Origin of the sequence: Alteriqipengyuania flavescens, from assembly GCF_030406725.1 — a bacterium.
GTDB classification, from domain to species: domain Bacteria; phylum Pseudomonadota; class Alphaproteobacteria; order Sphingomonadales; family Sphingomonadaceae; genus Alteriqipengyuania_B; species Alteriqipengyuania_B flavescens.
In genome coordinates this window covers 2,244,777-2,257,989 of sequence record NZ_CP129107.1, presented here as the reverse complement: position 1 = coordinate 2,257,989, position 13,213 = coordinate 2,244,777, and the positions used below count along the sequence as shown (strand labels likewise).

Genomic DNA, 13,213 nt, shown 5'->3' with positions numbered 1-13,213 from the left:
AGTTCACCGATGGCGGACAGCGCCGTGATGCAACGCGAACCGACCGACAAGGAAATCCGGCTGGTCATCGCCGCCAGCTCCGCCGGTACCGTGTTCGAATGGTACGACTTCTTCATCTACGGCACGCTGGCCTACATCCTCAAAGACGCGTTCTACGACGTCGATAACGACACGCTCGGCCTGCTGCTGGTTTGGTCGACCTTCGCCGTCGGCTTCGCCTTCCGCCCTATCGGCGCGATCCTGTTCGGCTTCCTCGGCGACCGGCTGGGCCGGAAATATACCTTCCTCGTCACCGTGACGCTGATGGGCGTGGCGACCGCGGGCGTCGGCCTGATCCCGACGGTACAGACCATCGGCATCGCGGCGCCGATCATCGTGATCTGCCTGCGCGTGCTGCAAGGCCTCGCGCTCGGCGGCGAATACGGCGGCGCGGCGATTTACGTGGCCGAGCACGCCCCGCCGGAAAAGCGCGGATTCTACACCAGCTTCATCCAGGCGAGCGTGGTCGGCGGCTTCGTGCTGTCCATCGCCGTGGTTCTCGCCTGCCGCTGGCTGATCCCCGCGGAAGACTTCGCCGCATGGGGCTGGCGCGTGCCGTTCCTGCTGTCGATCATCCTGCTCGGTATCTCGCTGTGGATGCGCCTCAAATTGTCCGAAAGCCCGGTGTTCCAGGCGATGAAGAAAGCGGGCGAGACGGCCGCCAACCCGTTCGTCGAAAGCTTCACCTACCCGGGCAACAAGCGCCGCATCTTCGTGGCGCTGTTCGGCATTACCGGCGTGCTGACCACGATCTGGTACACGGCCTTCTTCTCCAGCCTCGGCTTCCTGCGCGGGCCCATGCGGCTGGACGAACAGTTGGTCGAGTACACCCTGTTCGCCGCCGGCCTCGTCTCGATGGCGTTCTACATCGTGGTCGGCAAATGGTCGGACCGGGTGGGCCGCAAGAAGCCGATCATCATCGGCGCGCTCGCCTCGCTCGTCCTGCTGTTCCCGATCTTCTGGGGCATGGGCGCGCTCGCCAATCCGGGGCTGGCATCCTCGGCCGAAGCGAACCCGGTGGTGGTCGAAGGGCCGGAATGCTCCACCGATCCCTTCGCCGACCTGTTCGACCGCGAGCAGAGCCGCTGCGGCAAGATCCTCGAAACGCTGACCGCCAGCGGCGTCGCCTACGATGTCGTGGAGGCTGACGACTTGCGCCTCTCCTCGGGCGATGCGGAGATATCCATCGACGAAGGCTGGTTCGCCGATGGCGCCGCACGGCGCGACGGGCTGCAGCGCGCACTAGGCGTGTCGGGCTTCGATTTCGCGCCGCAGAAACCGCCCTTCGCAAACGTGCTGGGCATATTTGCCCTGCTGCTGATGCTCGGAATGCTGTCGGCCCTGACATACGGCTCGGTCGCGGCGCTGCTGACGGAGATGTTCCCCGCCAAGATCCGCTACAGCTCGATGTCGATCCCCTACCATATCGGCGCGGGCTACCTCGGCGGTTTCCTGCCGCTGATCGCGGGGTTCATCGTAGCGCGCAGCGGCGATGTCTATGCCGGCCTGTGGTACACGATCGCGGTCGTCGGCTTCGGCGTCCTCGTCGCCTGGTGGGGCCTGCCGGACGGCCCGCCGACCGATTTCGCAGACGAGACAAAGTGACCCGGACACCGCGGACCTTACGGCTGGCAATCGATCGGGAAGCGCTGGCGGCCAACTGGCGCACGCTCGATGCCATGTCCGGCGCGGCGAAGGCGGGTGCAGCGGTCAAGGCCGATGCCTACGGGCTCGGCGCCGATCTGGCCGTGCCGGTGCTGCGCGATGCGGGATGCGAGGCGTTCTTCGTCGCCCATTCGAGCGAGGTCGAGGCTGTCGCAGCCCATGTGCCGGCCAGCCAGATCGCCGTGCTGCATGGCCCCACGTCTGACGATGATGCCGCAGCCATCCGCGCGATGGGCGCACTGCCCGTCATCAACAGCCTCGCCCAGGCGGCGCGGTGGACCTCCTCAGGAGGAGGGCGGTGCCACCTGATGGTCGACACCGGCATCAACCGCCTCGGCATTTCGCCCGCGGAAGTCGGCGATCCGGCCATCGCCGGGCTGGATGTCGCAGTGGTCATGTCGCACCTCGCCAGTGCGGACGAGGATAGCGCGCTCAACGAATTGCAACTCACTCGTGCACGCGAGGCATTCGCGCACTTTCCCGACGCCGCAAAGAGCCTCGCCAACAGCGCAGGGATCGCGCTCGGCAGCGAATACCATTTCGACATGACGCGCCCCGGCCTCGCGCTTTACGGCGGCAAGCCGCGCGATGAACTCGCCGGCCGCATCCAACAAGTCGTGCATCCGCAGGCTGCCATCCTGCAAGTGCGGCAGATCGGGGAAGGGGACAGCGTCGGCTACAACGCGACCTTCATTGCGCGCGAGGAGATGCGCGTCGGCACGGTCTCGCTCGGCTATGCCGACGGCTTCCTGCGCAGCTGGTCGGACAAGGCCGTTTTCCATCACGGCGGGCGCGAGCTGCCCGCGCTGGGCCGCGTGTCGATGGACATGGTCGTCGTCGACCTTTCCGCCGCGCCCGACCTTGGCGAAGGGGACTGGCTGGAGCTACCCTACGACCTGCCCGCTGCGGCCGAAACATCCGGACTGTCCCAGTACGAGCTTCTCACCACGCTGGGGCAGCGCTTCGCACGATAGAGCCATATTGCGGTGCACTTGCTGCGCATGCTAAGCGAAATGCTGCGCAGCAAAATGACGCAACAGGCGCACAAGAGGAAGCATCGCATGGCCAAGGGTACGGGTACCGCCGACGATCCGATCATCATCAAGAAATACGCCAACCGGCGCCTCTACAACACCGGCACGTCTAGCTACATCACGCTGGACGACCTTGCCCAGATGACGCGCGAGAATGTGGAATTCCAGGTTGTCGATGCGAAGAGCGGGGACGATATTACCCATTCGATCCTGACCCAGATCATCATGGAGGAAGAGGCCGGGGGAGAGCAGTTGTTGCCCGTCAGCTTCCTGCGCCAGCTGATCAGCATGTACGGCAATTCGATGCAGGCGCTGATGCCGCCCTATCTCGATGCGTCGATGAAGTTCTTCCGCGAGAACCAGTCCAAGCTGGGCGACACGCTGAAAAGCGGCATGGCGGCAACCCCGCTCGGCAAGCTGCACGAAGCGAACATGGCGATGTTCCGCGCCGCCACCGAAACGCTGATGCCCGGCTCCACCAAGCCGGCGGAACCGGCGCCGACGTCCAAGGACGAGGAACTGGCCGCCCTGCGCAAGCAGATGGCGGCGATGCAGGAACAGCTCGACAAGCTGGCGAAATAGCGCGCCCGCTTCTCGACAGCGGCAGGCCCGCCGCCTAGAGGCCCAGCGCCGCATCAACGGCGCCGAACAGCCCCGCACAGGAATAACCCCATGGCCGCCATCCGCCACGCTCTCAACACACGCCGCGAAAGCGATTTCGCCGCCTGGTATCAGGAAGTCATCTCCGCCGCCGAAATGGCCGAGGAATCGGGCGTGCGCGGCTGCATGGTCATCCGCCCGTGGGGCTATGGCATCTGGGAGCGGATGCAGCGCCTGCTGGACGACCGGATCAAGGCCGCCGGCATCGCCAACGCCTATTTCCCGCTCTTCATCCCGCTCGCCAATTTCACGCGCGAGGCGGAGCATGTCGAAGGGTTTGCCAAGGAAATGGCTGTCGTCACCCACCACCGCCTGATCGCCGATGGCGCGGGCGGGCTGGTGCCCGATCCCGATGCGAAGCTGGAAGAGCCGCTGATCGTGCGTCCGACGTCCGAAACGATCATCGGCGACGCGATGAGCCGCTGGGTGCAAAGCTGGCGCGACCTGCCGCTGAAGCTGAACCAGTGGGCCAATGTCGTGCGCTGGGAAATGCGCACCCGCATGTTCCTGCGCACCAGCGAATTCCTCTGGCAGGAAGGCCACACCGCCCACGCCACGGCGGAAGAAGCGCGCGAGGAAACCATGCGCGCGCTCGAGATGTATCGCGCCTTCGCCGAAGACGACGTCGCCATGCCGGTGATCGCGGGCGAGAAGCCGGAGCACGAGCGTTTCCCCGGCGCGGTCGAGACTTGGTCGATCGAGGCGATGATGCAGGACGGCAAGGCATTGCAGGCCGGCACCAGCCACTATCTCGGCACCAATTTTGCGCAAGCCGCCGACATCCGCTTCCAGGACAGCGAGGGCGGGCAGGCGCTCGCCCACACCGTCAGCTGGGGCATGTCCACCCGCATGGTTGGCGGGCTGATCATGACGCATGGCGACGACGACGGGCTGCGCGTGCCGCCCGCGCTCGCCCCGCAGCAGGTCGTGATCCTGCCGATGCTGCGGGACAAGCCGGAAGACGAGGCGCTGGTCGCCTATTGCGAGGAACTGCGCGCGAAGATCGCGGAGCAGTCGGCGCTGGGCGAGCCCGTCCGCGTCCTGCTCGACACCCGCCCCGGCAAGGCAGCGGCGAAGCGGTGGGACTATGTCCGCAAGGGCGCGCCCGTCATCATCGAGGTCGGCGGCCGCGACATGGACAACGGCGTCGTCAGCCAGCTGCGCCGCGATGCGCTGTGGAACGAAGCGAGCGGCAAGCCCGCTTTCGCCACGCCCTCGCGAGAGGAAGCCGCAGCCGGCATCGGCGCCTTGCTTGAGGACATCCAGTCCGCGCTCTTCGCCGCCGCTGCCGCACGGCGCGATGCCAGCATCCGCCGCGACATCGCCACCATGCAGGATCTCGAAGCGTTCTATTCCTCGGGCGAGAAATACCCGGGCTGGGTGGAAGTCCAGTGGGCCAGGCCGACCGGAGCCGCGCTGGAAAAAGTGGTCGAGCAGCTGAAGGCGCTCAAGCTCACCGTGCGCAACGTGCCGATGGACGCAGCGCCGGCGACTCGCGCATGCATCTTCACCGGGGAGCCTGCAGTCGAGCGGATTTTCATCGCCAAGGCCTATTGAGCGCGGGCGGTGGACATGCGCCGCCTGCGACCCCACATGGGCGGCACATGAAAAAACAGAAGAAATACGGCCTGCCGACACGCGAGCAGGTCATCGAATTCATCCAGTCCAGCGACCGCCCGGCCGGCAAGCGCGAAATCGCCAAGGCCTTCGGCATCAAGGGACAGGAAAAGATCGCGCTGAAACGCCTGCTGAAGGACATGGCCGAGGAAGGCCTGATCGACGGCAAGGCGAGCGCATTCCACAAGATGGGCGGCGTGCCCAGGGTCACCGTGCTGAAGGTCGTCGATATCGAGGATGGCGAGGCCATCGCGATCCCGGAAAGCTGGTCTCCCGACGATGCGACACCGCCGCCACGGCTGCGTCTGGTCGAAAAGAAGAAGCAGGCCGCGTTGAAGCGCGGCGACCGGGTGCTGGCGCGCACCGAAGAGGCCGGCAACGGCTGGCGCGCGCATCCCATGAAAAAGCTGCCCGACAAGACCGACGGCCTGCTCGGCGTGGTCGAGCTGGACGGCAGCGGCAAGCCGTGGCTCGCGCCCACCGACAAGAAGATCCGCCAGTCCAGCCCGATCAAGGACCTTGGCAATGCAGAGGAAGGCCAGCTTGTGCTGGCCGAACCCGCGGGTCGCGGCCCGCGCTCCGGCGTGAAGGTGGTGGAAGTCTATGGCGACCCGCTGGCACCCAAGAGCTTCAGCCTGATCGCCATCAGCAAGCACGGCATCCCGCACATCTTCCCCGACGAGGCGATTGCCGAAGCCGAGCTCGCCGCGAAACTGCCGGTTACGGCCGACAAGCGGGAAGACCTGCGCGATTTGCCCATTGTCGCCATCGACCCCGCCGACGCGCGCGACCATGACGACGCGATCTGGGCGGAGCCGGACGGGGAGGGCGGCTACAAGGCGCTGGTCGCCATCGCCGACGTATCCTATTATGTGCGGCCCGGTGGGCAACTCGACCGCGAGGCGAGGAAGCGCGGCAATTCGGTCTATTTCCCCGACCGTGTCGTGCCGATGCTGCCCGAAGTGCTCAGCGCCGACGTCTGCTCCTTGCGCGAAGGCGAGGACCGCGCGGCCATGGCCTGCCACATCCGCATCGCGAAGGATGGCACGGTGCGCGACTGGCGCTTCACCCGCGCGCTGGTGCGGATTTCCGAAGTCATCCCGTACGAGGACGCGCAGGCCCGCATCGACGAAGGCAGTGCGGGCGAGAACCTGCAGCACCTTTGGGGGGCGTGGAAACTGCTCGCCGCCGCACGCGCGAAACGCGATCCGCTGGAACTGGAATTGCCCGAACGCCGCGTGATCCTGGACGATCAGGGCAAGATCGCCGAGATCGCCGTGCGCGAACGGCTCGACGCGCACCGCGTGGTGGAAGACTTCATGATCGCCGCCAACGTCGCGGCGGCCAAGGCGCTCGAAAGCAAGAAGTCGCCGGTCGTCTACCGCGTCCATGAAACGCCGAGCCGGGAGAAGCTGGTCGCCCTGCGCGACCTGCTGAAGACCTATGACCGTAACCTCGCGCTCGGCCAGGTGGTCACGCCGGGGCTGTTCAACCGCATGCTGAAGGATGTCACCGACGAGGCGGAAAAGGCGCTGGTGATGGAGGCCGTGCTGCGCACGCAGACGCAGGCCTATTACGGGCCGACCAATGCGGGGCACTTCGGCCTTGCGCTCGGCTCCTACGCCCATTTCACCTCGCCGATTCGGCGCTATGCCGACTTGCTGGTCCACCGCGCGCTGGTCGATGCCTTCGGGCTGGAACAGGCGAAGCCCAAGGCGAAGCTGCCCGCGACAAGCGGCCTGTCAGAGCGCGACCGCGAGGACCTGGGCCGGATTTCCGACGCCATCAGCAAGGCGGAGCGCCGCGCGATGGAGGCGGAGCGCGACACGATCGACCGCTACGTCGCGGCGTGGCTGGCAGGGCGCGTGGACGAGGTCTTCGAAACCCGCATCACGGGGGTGCAGAGCTTCGGCTTCTTTGCCACGATCCTCGGCCTGGGCGGCGACGGGCTGGTCCCGGTCGGCGTGCTGGGCGACGATTATTATCGTTATGACGAGACGGGACAGAAGCTGGTCGGCGAACGCACCGGCAACAGCTTTGCCGTGGGCGACAAGCTGAAGCTGCGGCTGGCAGAGGCGAACCCGCTCACCGGCGCGCTCAAGTTCGAATTGCCCGATGGAGCATCGAAGATCGAACGGCGAGGCGACCGGCCCGCGCCGAAGAAAAAGGGCCGCGCCAAGCACCCCGACGGTAAGCAGAAACACATGACGGGGAAGCGCGGCCGCCCGGGAAACATCAAGCACCAGGGCCGCAAGCGGAAGAAGTAGCGCGCCCTCAGGTTTCCGCAGTCGCGCTGACACCTTCGGGCACGATGATCAGCGGGCAGGGCAGGGCGGAGGCGTTGGCCGCGAAGTGCGTCACCAGCGGCCCCGGATTGCCCGCGCCTGCCGCGCCCAGCACCAAAGCGGTGACCTCGTCATGTTCGGCGAGGTATTCGGCAATCACCTCTTCGGGCGGGCCCATCTTCACGCTGATCTTGGGCATCCGCCCGCTTTCGGAAAACAGGTTGCCGGCCCCGCTCATGGCTTTCACCTCGGCCCGGTCGCGCGCCTCTTCCTCGATGGTCGCCTGGATACCGCCGAACGCGACGAAGTCCTGCTTTGGCGCCACGGCCAGGATCTGCACCTGTCCATCGGTCGCAAGCGCGCGGCGGCCCGCGAAACGCAGCGCGGTCTGCGCCTCTGCCGTATCGTCCAGAACCACCAGATAGGTTCGCATGGCAATCCTCCCGATCCCTCTTGCATAGCTATGCGTTCGGCGGTCCGCCTATGCAAGACCTTGCCCGCAAAGGCGCAATCGGCCAAAGCATCGCCGATACCGGTTTGACCCGAAAGGACGTTACGGCACCCATGGCAATCGCGATCAAGATGCCCGCGCTTTCCCCAACGATGGAAGAAGGCACCCTGGCCAAGTGGCTGGTGAAGAAGGGCGACAGCGTTGCCGCGGGCGACATCCTCGCCGAGATCGAGACCGACAAGGCGACGATGGAATTCGAAGCCGTCGATGAAGGCACGATCGCTTCCATCGAGATCGACGAAGGCACGGAAGGCGTGAAGGTCGGCGCGGTCATCGCGATGCTGGCCGAAGACGGCGAGGACCTGGACGCAGCGGCATCGTCCGGCGGCGGGGAAGCCGAAGCCACACCCGCTCAGGCTGAGCCTGTCGAAGCCCCTGCACCCACGCCCGCGGCAAGCGCCCAGAGCAGTCCTTCGACAAGCTCAGGACGAGCGGATGCTGCAAAAGGCGACCGCATCGTCGCTTCGCCGCTGGCCCGGCGGATCGCGGAGCAGGAAGGCATCGACCTGTCGAGCGTGACCGGCTCCGGCCCCAACGGCCGCATCGTGAAAGCGGACCTCGAAGGCGCGGCCAAGGGCGCGGCTCCCGCGCCCACACAGAGCATGGACAAACCCGCCACCCCGGCAAATACTCCTACGAGCACGGGGGCGGAAAGCGAATTCGGTGCACCGTACGAGGCGACCAAGCTCAACAACGTGCGCAAGGTCATCGCCCGTCGCCTCACCGAAGCGAAGCAGACCGTGCCGCATATCTACCTGACGGTGGACGTGCGCCTCGACGCGCTGCTCGACCTGCGCAAGCAGCTCAATGCCAGTCTTGAGGCGGACGGCGTGAAGCTGTCGGTCAACGACCTCATCATCAAGGCGCTGGCCCGCGCGCTCGCCCGCGTGCCGAAATGCAACGTCAGCTTCCAGGGCGATGAGCTGCACGAATATTCGCGCCAGGATATCTCCGTCGCCGTCGCCGCGCCCAGCGGCCTCATCACGCCGATCATCACCGATGCGGGGCGCAAGGGTCTCGCGCAGATCAGCACGGAAATGAAGGAGCTGGCCGGAAAGGCGCGCGACGGGAAGCTGCAGCCGCACGAATACCAGGGCGGTACGGCCAGCCTCTCCAATCTCGGCATGTTCGGCACCAAGCAGTTCGACGCGGTCATCAACCCGCCGCAGGGCATGATCCTGGCGGTGGGCGCGGGCGAGCAGCGGCCCTATGTCATCGACGGCGAGCTCGGCATCGCCACGGTGATGAGCGCGACCGGCAGCTTCGACCACCGCGCCATCGACGGTGCGGACGGGGCGCAGCTGATGGAAGCGTTCAAGACCTTGTGCGAAAACCCGCTCGGAATGCTGGCCTAGGCCGTGCGGCAGACCGCGATCCTGCTGCTTGCCGCAACGCTGGCGGTGCCCGCGACCGCGCAGGAGTGGGAGGCGCCGCCGGTGGTGCCCGACCCCGTCGCCGTGACCATCGGGCTCGACGGGCCGGACATGGATGCCTGCGGCGGCGTGGGCCGCACAATGAGCGAGGATTTCGGCACCGATGCGACGCTCGCCGTCGTCGCCGCGCCGGCAGAGCATGCGGCCACGCTGGACGAATTGCCCGAACGCTCGCTCGTCTGGCTGTGTGAAGGCCGCGGCGAATGGCAAGGCATCGTTTATCCCAGCGGCGACTTCCAGGAACTGGGCGACTGCCGCGTGTCGTCACCGATCGCGGAGGAGCGCGCTTATGACGGGCCGTGTAAGGCCGGCTGGGTGAAAGCGGTCAACATCGTGCTGACGGCGGGCTAGGCTGTATGAGCGAACGCCAGCCCCTGATCCGCGTAACCGCCATGCCAGCGGACACCAATCCCTATGGCGGGGTGTTCGGCGGCTGGCTGATGAGCCAGATGGCTCTCGGCGCAGGGTCGCTGGCGAGCCAGGTGGGGCAGGGCAAGGCGGTCGTCGTCTCCGCCACCGATTTCGCCTTCCCCGGCGCGATGGCGGTGGGCGACGAGCTGAGCGTCTATTGCGACATCGCGGCCACCGGGAACACTTCGCTGACCGTGAGGGCAGAGGCCATCGCGCGCGAACGCAACGGCGAGGCGGAGACGATGGTGGCCAGTGGCACGTTCAAGTTCGTGCTGCTGGACGAGAACGACAGGCCGCGTCCGGTGGCTTTGGCAGTGGATTCAATGAGCTAGTCCCGTTCAGGCTGAGCTTGTCGAAGCCCAGTCGCGGCGGTTGTGGCTGCCTTTCGACAGGCTCAGGGCGAACGGGTATTTTGGAGTGTAGTTAGTGGCTGACCAATACGACGTCATCGTTCTCGGAAGCGGCCCCGGCGGCTATGTCGCGGCGATCCGCTGCGCGCAGTTGGGGCTGAAGACCGCCATCGTTGAGCGGGAGAACCTGGGCGGCATCTGCCTCAACTGGGGCTGCATCCCGACCAAGGCGCTGCTCCGCTCTGCCGAGGTCATGCATTACATGCAGAACGCCGGCGACTACGGCCTCAAGGCGCAAGGGATCGAAGCCGACCTGGAAGCCGTGGTGAAACGTAGCCGCGGCGTGGCGAAGCAGCTGAACCAGGGCGTCACCCACCTGATGAAGAAGAACAAGATCGCCGTTCACATGGGGGAGGGCACGATGACCGGCGCCACCTCGATGACGGTGAAGGGCGAAAAGGGTGAGGAGAAGCTGACCGCCAAACACGTCATTCTCGCCACCGGTGCACGCGCGCGCGACCTGCCCTTCGCCCCGGCGGACGGCAAGCGCATCTGGACCTATCGCACCGCGATGACCCCGCCCGAAATGCCGACGAAGCTGCTGGTCATCGGCAGCGGCGCGATCGGGATCGAATTCGCCAGCTTCTACAACGACATGGGCGCCGAAGTGACCGTGGTCGAAATGCTCGACCGGATCGTGCCGGTGGAAGACGAGGAGGTGTCCGCCTTCCTCGAAAAATCGCTCACCAAGCAGGGCATGACGATCCGCACCGGCACCGGGCTCGAGGACCTGAAGACCTCCGAAAAGGGCGTGACCGCCAAGATCAAGGGGAAGGATGGGAAGGTCGCGACCGAAGAATTCAGCCACGCCATCGTCGCCATCGGCATCCAGCCCAACACCGAGAACATCGGCATCGACAAGCTGGTCGAAATGGACCGCGGCTTCATCCAGATCGACGACTATGGCCGTACGAAAACAAAGGGCCTCTGGGCCATCGGCGACTGCGTGCCCGGCCCGTGGCTGGCGCACAAGGCCAGCCACGAAGGCGTCTGCGCGGCGGAAAGCATCGCCCAGGAACTCGGCAACGAGGATCTGCATCCGCATGCGCTGGACAAGCGCAACATCCCCGGCTGCACCTATTGCCACCCGCAAGTCGCCAGCGTCGGCCTGACCGAAGCGAAGGCGAAGGAAGCGGGGCACGAGGTGAAGATCGGCAACTTCCCCTTCATCGGCAACGGCAAGGCGATCGCGCTGGGCGAGGCGAACGGCTTCATCAAGACCGTGTTCGACGCGAAAACCGGCGAACTGCTGGGCGCGCACATGATCGGCGCGGAAGTGACCGAACTGATCCAGGGCTATGTCGTCGGCAAGACGCTGGAGACGACCGAGGCAGAGCTGATGAACACCGTCTTCGCCCACCCGACCTTGAGCGAGATGATGCACGAAAGCGTGCTCGCGGCCTACGGCAAGGCGATCCACATCTAGTGGAGGGGCGGGGCACCCACAGCTACCTGCCTGATCCGCGCAACGCGGCGATCCTGATCGATGTGAACGGGGAGCATCTTGCGCGCGAGGAAGCGAAGGTCAGCGTCTTCGACAGCGGGTTCATGCTGGGCGACGGCGTGTGGGAGGGTATCCGCCTCCACCGCGGCCGGCTGGCTTTCCTCGACCGGCACCTCGACCGCCTTTACCGCGGGGCGAAAGCCATCGCGATGGACATCGGGATCGACCGGGCGGAGCTGGAGCGGCGGCTTTACGCCGTGCTCGATGCCAACGGGATGGACGATGGCGGCGCGCACCTGCGGCTGATGGTGACCCGCGGCATCCGCTCCACGCCGTACCAGGACCCGCGCGTGGTGGCGACGCCGGCGACCATCGTCATCATCCCCGAATGGAAGGAGCCTGCACCGGAAACCGCGACCCGCATGCTCGATCTCGCCACGGTGCACGTGCGGCGCGGCTATCCCGATGTGCAGGACCCGATGCTGAATTCGCACAGCAAGCTGAACTGCATCACCGCCTGCATCCAGGCGACGCAGGCCGGCGCGGACGAGGGGCTGATGCTCGACCCCCACGGCTTCGTCGCCACCTGCAATTCCACCCACTTCTTCATCGTGCGCGATGGCGAGGTGTGGACCAGCAGCGGCGATTATTGCCTCGACGGGATCACCCGCGGCGTGGTGCTGGAAATCGCGCGGGCAGCGGGCATCCCGACCTTCGAACGCAATTTCTCCCTCACCCACGTCTACGGCGCGGACGAGGCCTTCACCACGGGCACCTTCGCCGGGGTGGCTCCGGTCGGCACGGTCGATGGCCGCGTGCTCGGCAAGGAGCGCGGGCCGATGGTGGAGCGCTTGCAGCAGCTTTATCTCGAGCGGATCGGCGCCGACGTTTCGGCACGGGAGCGCCCCCTTCGGCAAAGCTCGGCACAGGCATGACGATCCGCATTGCCATGTGGTCGGGCCCGCGCAATATCTCGACCGCGATGATGCGCAGCTTCGGCGCGCGAAGCGACTGCGCGGTATCGGACGAGCCGTTCTATGGCGCCTATCTGAAGCACAGCGGCGCGCAGCACCCGATGGCTGCGGAAACCATCGCCGACATGGATTGCGACTGGCAATCCGTGCTTCGCGCGCAGTCCGGGAAGGCGCCGGGCGGCGCACCCGTCTGGTACCAGAAGCACATGCCGCACCACATGGTCGGCCCGGTGTCCATCGATGACATGCCCGGCCACCGCAATGCTTTCCTGATCCGCGCGCCGGAGCGGGTCGTGGCGAGCTATCGCAAGAAGAACGAGCTGCGCAGCGTCGAGGAGCTCGGCTTTGCGCAGGTGCGCGACTATTTCGAGCGGGAGGCGGACCGGCTGGGAAGCGCGCCGCCGGTGGTCGATAGCGATGCCATCCTTGCCGCGCCTGCCGCCGTGCTTTCGAAACTGTGCGAGGCGCTGGGCATTGCATGGGACCCGGAAATGCTGGGCTGGGCCCAGGGGCCACATGCGGAAGACGGCGTGTGGGGCGCGCACTGGTACGATGCCGTGAATGCCTCGACCGGTTTCGGGCCGCCGCCGGGCGATATGCCCGATCTGGACGGCGAGTATGCGCGGGCGGCCGAGGCCTGCCGCGCGGATTACGAAGCGCTCGCGCGGCACGCTATCTCGGCTTGATTGCGCGCCTTGGCGGCAGGGCACGCGAAACCCTTCCGCGCCCT

The 13,213-nt window shown here is 66.2% G+C and carries 12 protein-coding genes; 11 read left to right on the top strand and 1 reads right to left on the bottom strand.

Annotated features, from left to right (window positions below; genetic code table 11):
• The first annotated feature begins 9 nt into the window (after window positions 1-9).
• The 5 genes from QQW98_RS11560 to rnr all read left to right on the top strand — a co-directional run bounded on the left by QQW98_RS11560 (window position 10) and on the right by rnr (window position 7,282).
• A complete protein-coding gene (locus QQW98_RS11560; protein WP_290135091.1) occupies window positions 10-1,644 on the top strand; it encodes an MFS transporter in 1,635 nt (544 codons plus the stop codon).
• Entirely contained in the window at window positions 1,641-2,678 is a 1,038-nt protein-coding gene (gene alr, locus QQW98_RS11555; RefSeq protein WP_290135090.1) for an alanine racemase, read from the top strand. The genes QQW98_RS11560 and alr overlap by 4 nt, the downstream gene beginning before the upstream one ends.
• Before the next feature lie 87 nt (window positions 2,679-2,765).
• Entirely contained in the window at window positions 2,766-3,320 is a 555-nt protein-coding gene (gene phaR, locus QQW98_RS11550; protein WP_290135089.1) for a polyhydroxyalkanoate synthesis repressor PhaR, read from the top strand.
• Window positions 3,321-3,410: 90 nt separating this feature from the next.
• Window positions 3,411-4,955 (top strand): aminoacyl--tRNA ligase-related protein, encoded by a 1,545-nt coding sequence (locus tag QQW98_RS11545; protein WP_290135088.1) that lies wholly within the window; start codon window positions 3,411-3,413, stop codon window positions 4,953-4,955.
• A 47-nt stretch (window positions 4,956-5,002) separates the two neighbouring features.
• Window positions 5,003-7,282, top strand: coding sequence for a ribonuclease R (gene rnr / locus QQW98_RS11540; protein ID WP_290135087.1), 2,280 nt, complete (start codon window positions 5,003-5,005; stop codon window positions 7,280-7,282).
• Between the two features lie 7 nt (window positions 7,283-7,289).
• Here rnr and QQW98_RS11535 read toward each other — a convergent pair whose 3' ends face one another.
• Window positions 7,290-7,733 carry a universal stress protein gene (locus QQW98_RS11535; protein WP_290135086.1) on the bottom strand — a complete coding sequence of 148 codons (444 nt, stop codon included), beginning with the start codon at window positions 7,731-7,733 and terminating at the stop codon, window positions 7,290-7,292.
• 131 nt (window positions 7,734-7,864) lie between these two features.
• Between QQW98_RS11535 and QQW98_RS11530 the strand changes: the two genes are divergently transcribed.
• The 6 genes from QQW98_RS11530 (at window position 7,865) to QQW98_RS11505 (ending at window position 13,169) form a co-directional block, all read left to right on the top strand.
• A complete protein-coding gene (locus QQW98_RS11530) occupies window positions 7,865-9,166 on the top strand; it encodes a pyruvate dehydrogenase complex dihydrolipoamide acetyltransferase (RefSeq protein ID WP_290135085.1) in 1,302 nt (433 codons plus the stop codon).
• Window positions 9,167-9,169: 3 nt separating this feature from the next.
• The gene (locus tag QQW98_RS11525) at window positions 9,170-9,595 is read left to right on the top strand and encodes a hypothetical protein (RefSeq protein WP_290135084.1); all 426 of its coding nucleotides are present in this window, start codon (window positions 9,170-9,172) and stop codon (window positions 9,593-9,595) included.
• A gap of 5 nt (window positions 9,596-9,600) precedes the next feature.
• A complete protein-coding gene (locus tag QQW98_RS11520) occupies window positions 9,601-9,987 on the top strand; it encodes an acyl-CoA thioesterase (protein ID WP_290135083.1) in 387 nt (128 codons plus the stop codon).
• Window positions 9,988-10,081: 94 nt separating this feature from the next.
• Complete coding sequence (gene lpdA / locus QQW98_RS11515; protein ID WP_290135082.1) at window positions 10,082-11,491, top strand: dihydrolipoyl dehydrogenase; 1,410 nt, start codon at window positions 10,082-10,084, stop codon at window positions 11,489-11,491.
• Window positions 11,491-12,444: an aminotransferase class IV gene (locus QQW98_RS11510; RefSeq protein ID WP_290135081.1), complete on the top strand. Its 954-nt coding sequence runs from the start codon at window positions 11,491-11,493 to the stop codon at window positions 12,442-12,444. The genes lpdA and QQW98_RS11510 overlap by 1 nt, the downstream gene beginning before the upstream one ends.
• Window positions 12,441-13,169, top strand: coding sequence for a sulfotransferase-like domain-containing protein (locus QQW98_RS11505; RefSeq protein ID WP_290135080.1), 729 nt, complete (start codon window positions 12,441-12,443; stop codon window positions 13,167-13,169). The genes QQW98_RS11510 and QQW98_RS11505 overlap by 4 nt, the downstream gene beginning before the upstream one ends.
• Window positions 13,170-13,213: the final 44 nt, after the last annotated feature.

Bases quoted from the DNA above. Each gene is read 5' to 3' on its own strand.
- QQW98_RS11560 (WP_290135091.1), top strand. From the start codon at position 10: ATGGCGGACAGCGCCGTGATGCAACGCGAACCGACCGACAAGGAAATC.
- phaR (WP_290135089.1), top strand. From the start codon at position 2,766: ATGGCCAAGGGTACGGGTACCGCCGACGATCCGATCATCATCAAGAAA.
- QQW98_RS11545 (WP_290135088.1), top strand. From the start codon at position 3,411: ATGGCCGCCATCCGCCACGCTCTCAACACACGCCGCGAAAGCGATTTC.
- rnr (WP_290135087.1), top strand. From the start codon at position 5,003: ATGAAAAAACAGAAGAAATACGGCCTGCCGACACGCGAGCAGGTCATC.
- QQW98_RS11535 (WP_290135086.1), bottom strand. From the start codon at position 7,733: ATGCGAACCTATCTGGTGGTTCTGGACGATACGGCAGAGGCGCAGACC.
- QQW98_RS11530 (WP_290135085.1), top strand. From the start codon at position 7,865: ATGGCAATCGCGATCAAGATGCCCGCGCTTTCCCCAACGATGGAAGAA.
- QQW98_RS11520 (WP_290135083.1), top strand. From the start codon at position 9,601: ATGAGCGAACGCCAGCCCCTGATCCGCGTAACCGCCATGCCAGCGGAC.
- QQW98_RS11505 (WP_290135080.1), top strand. From the start codon at position 12,441: ATGACGATCCGCATTGCCATGTGGTCGGGCCCGCGCAATATCTCGACC.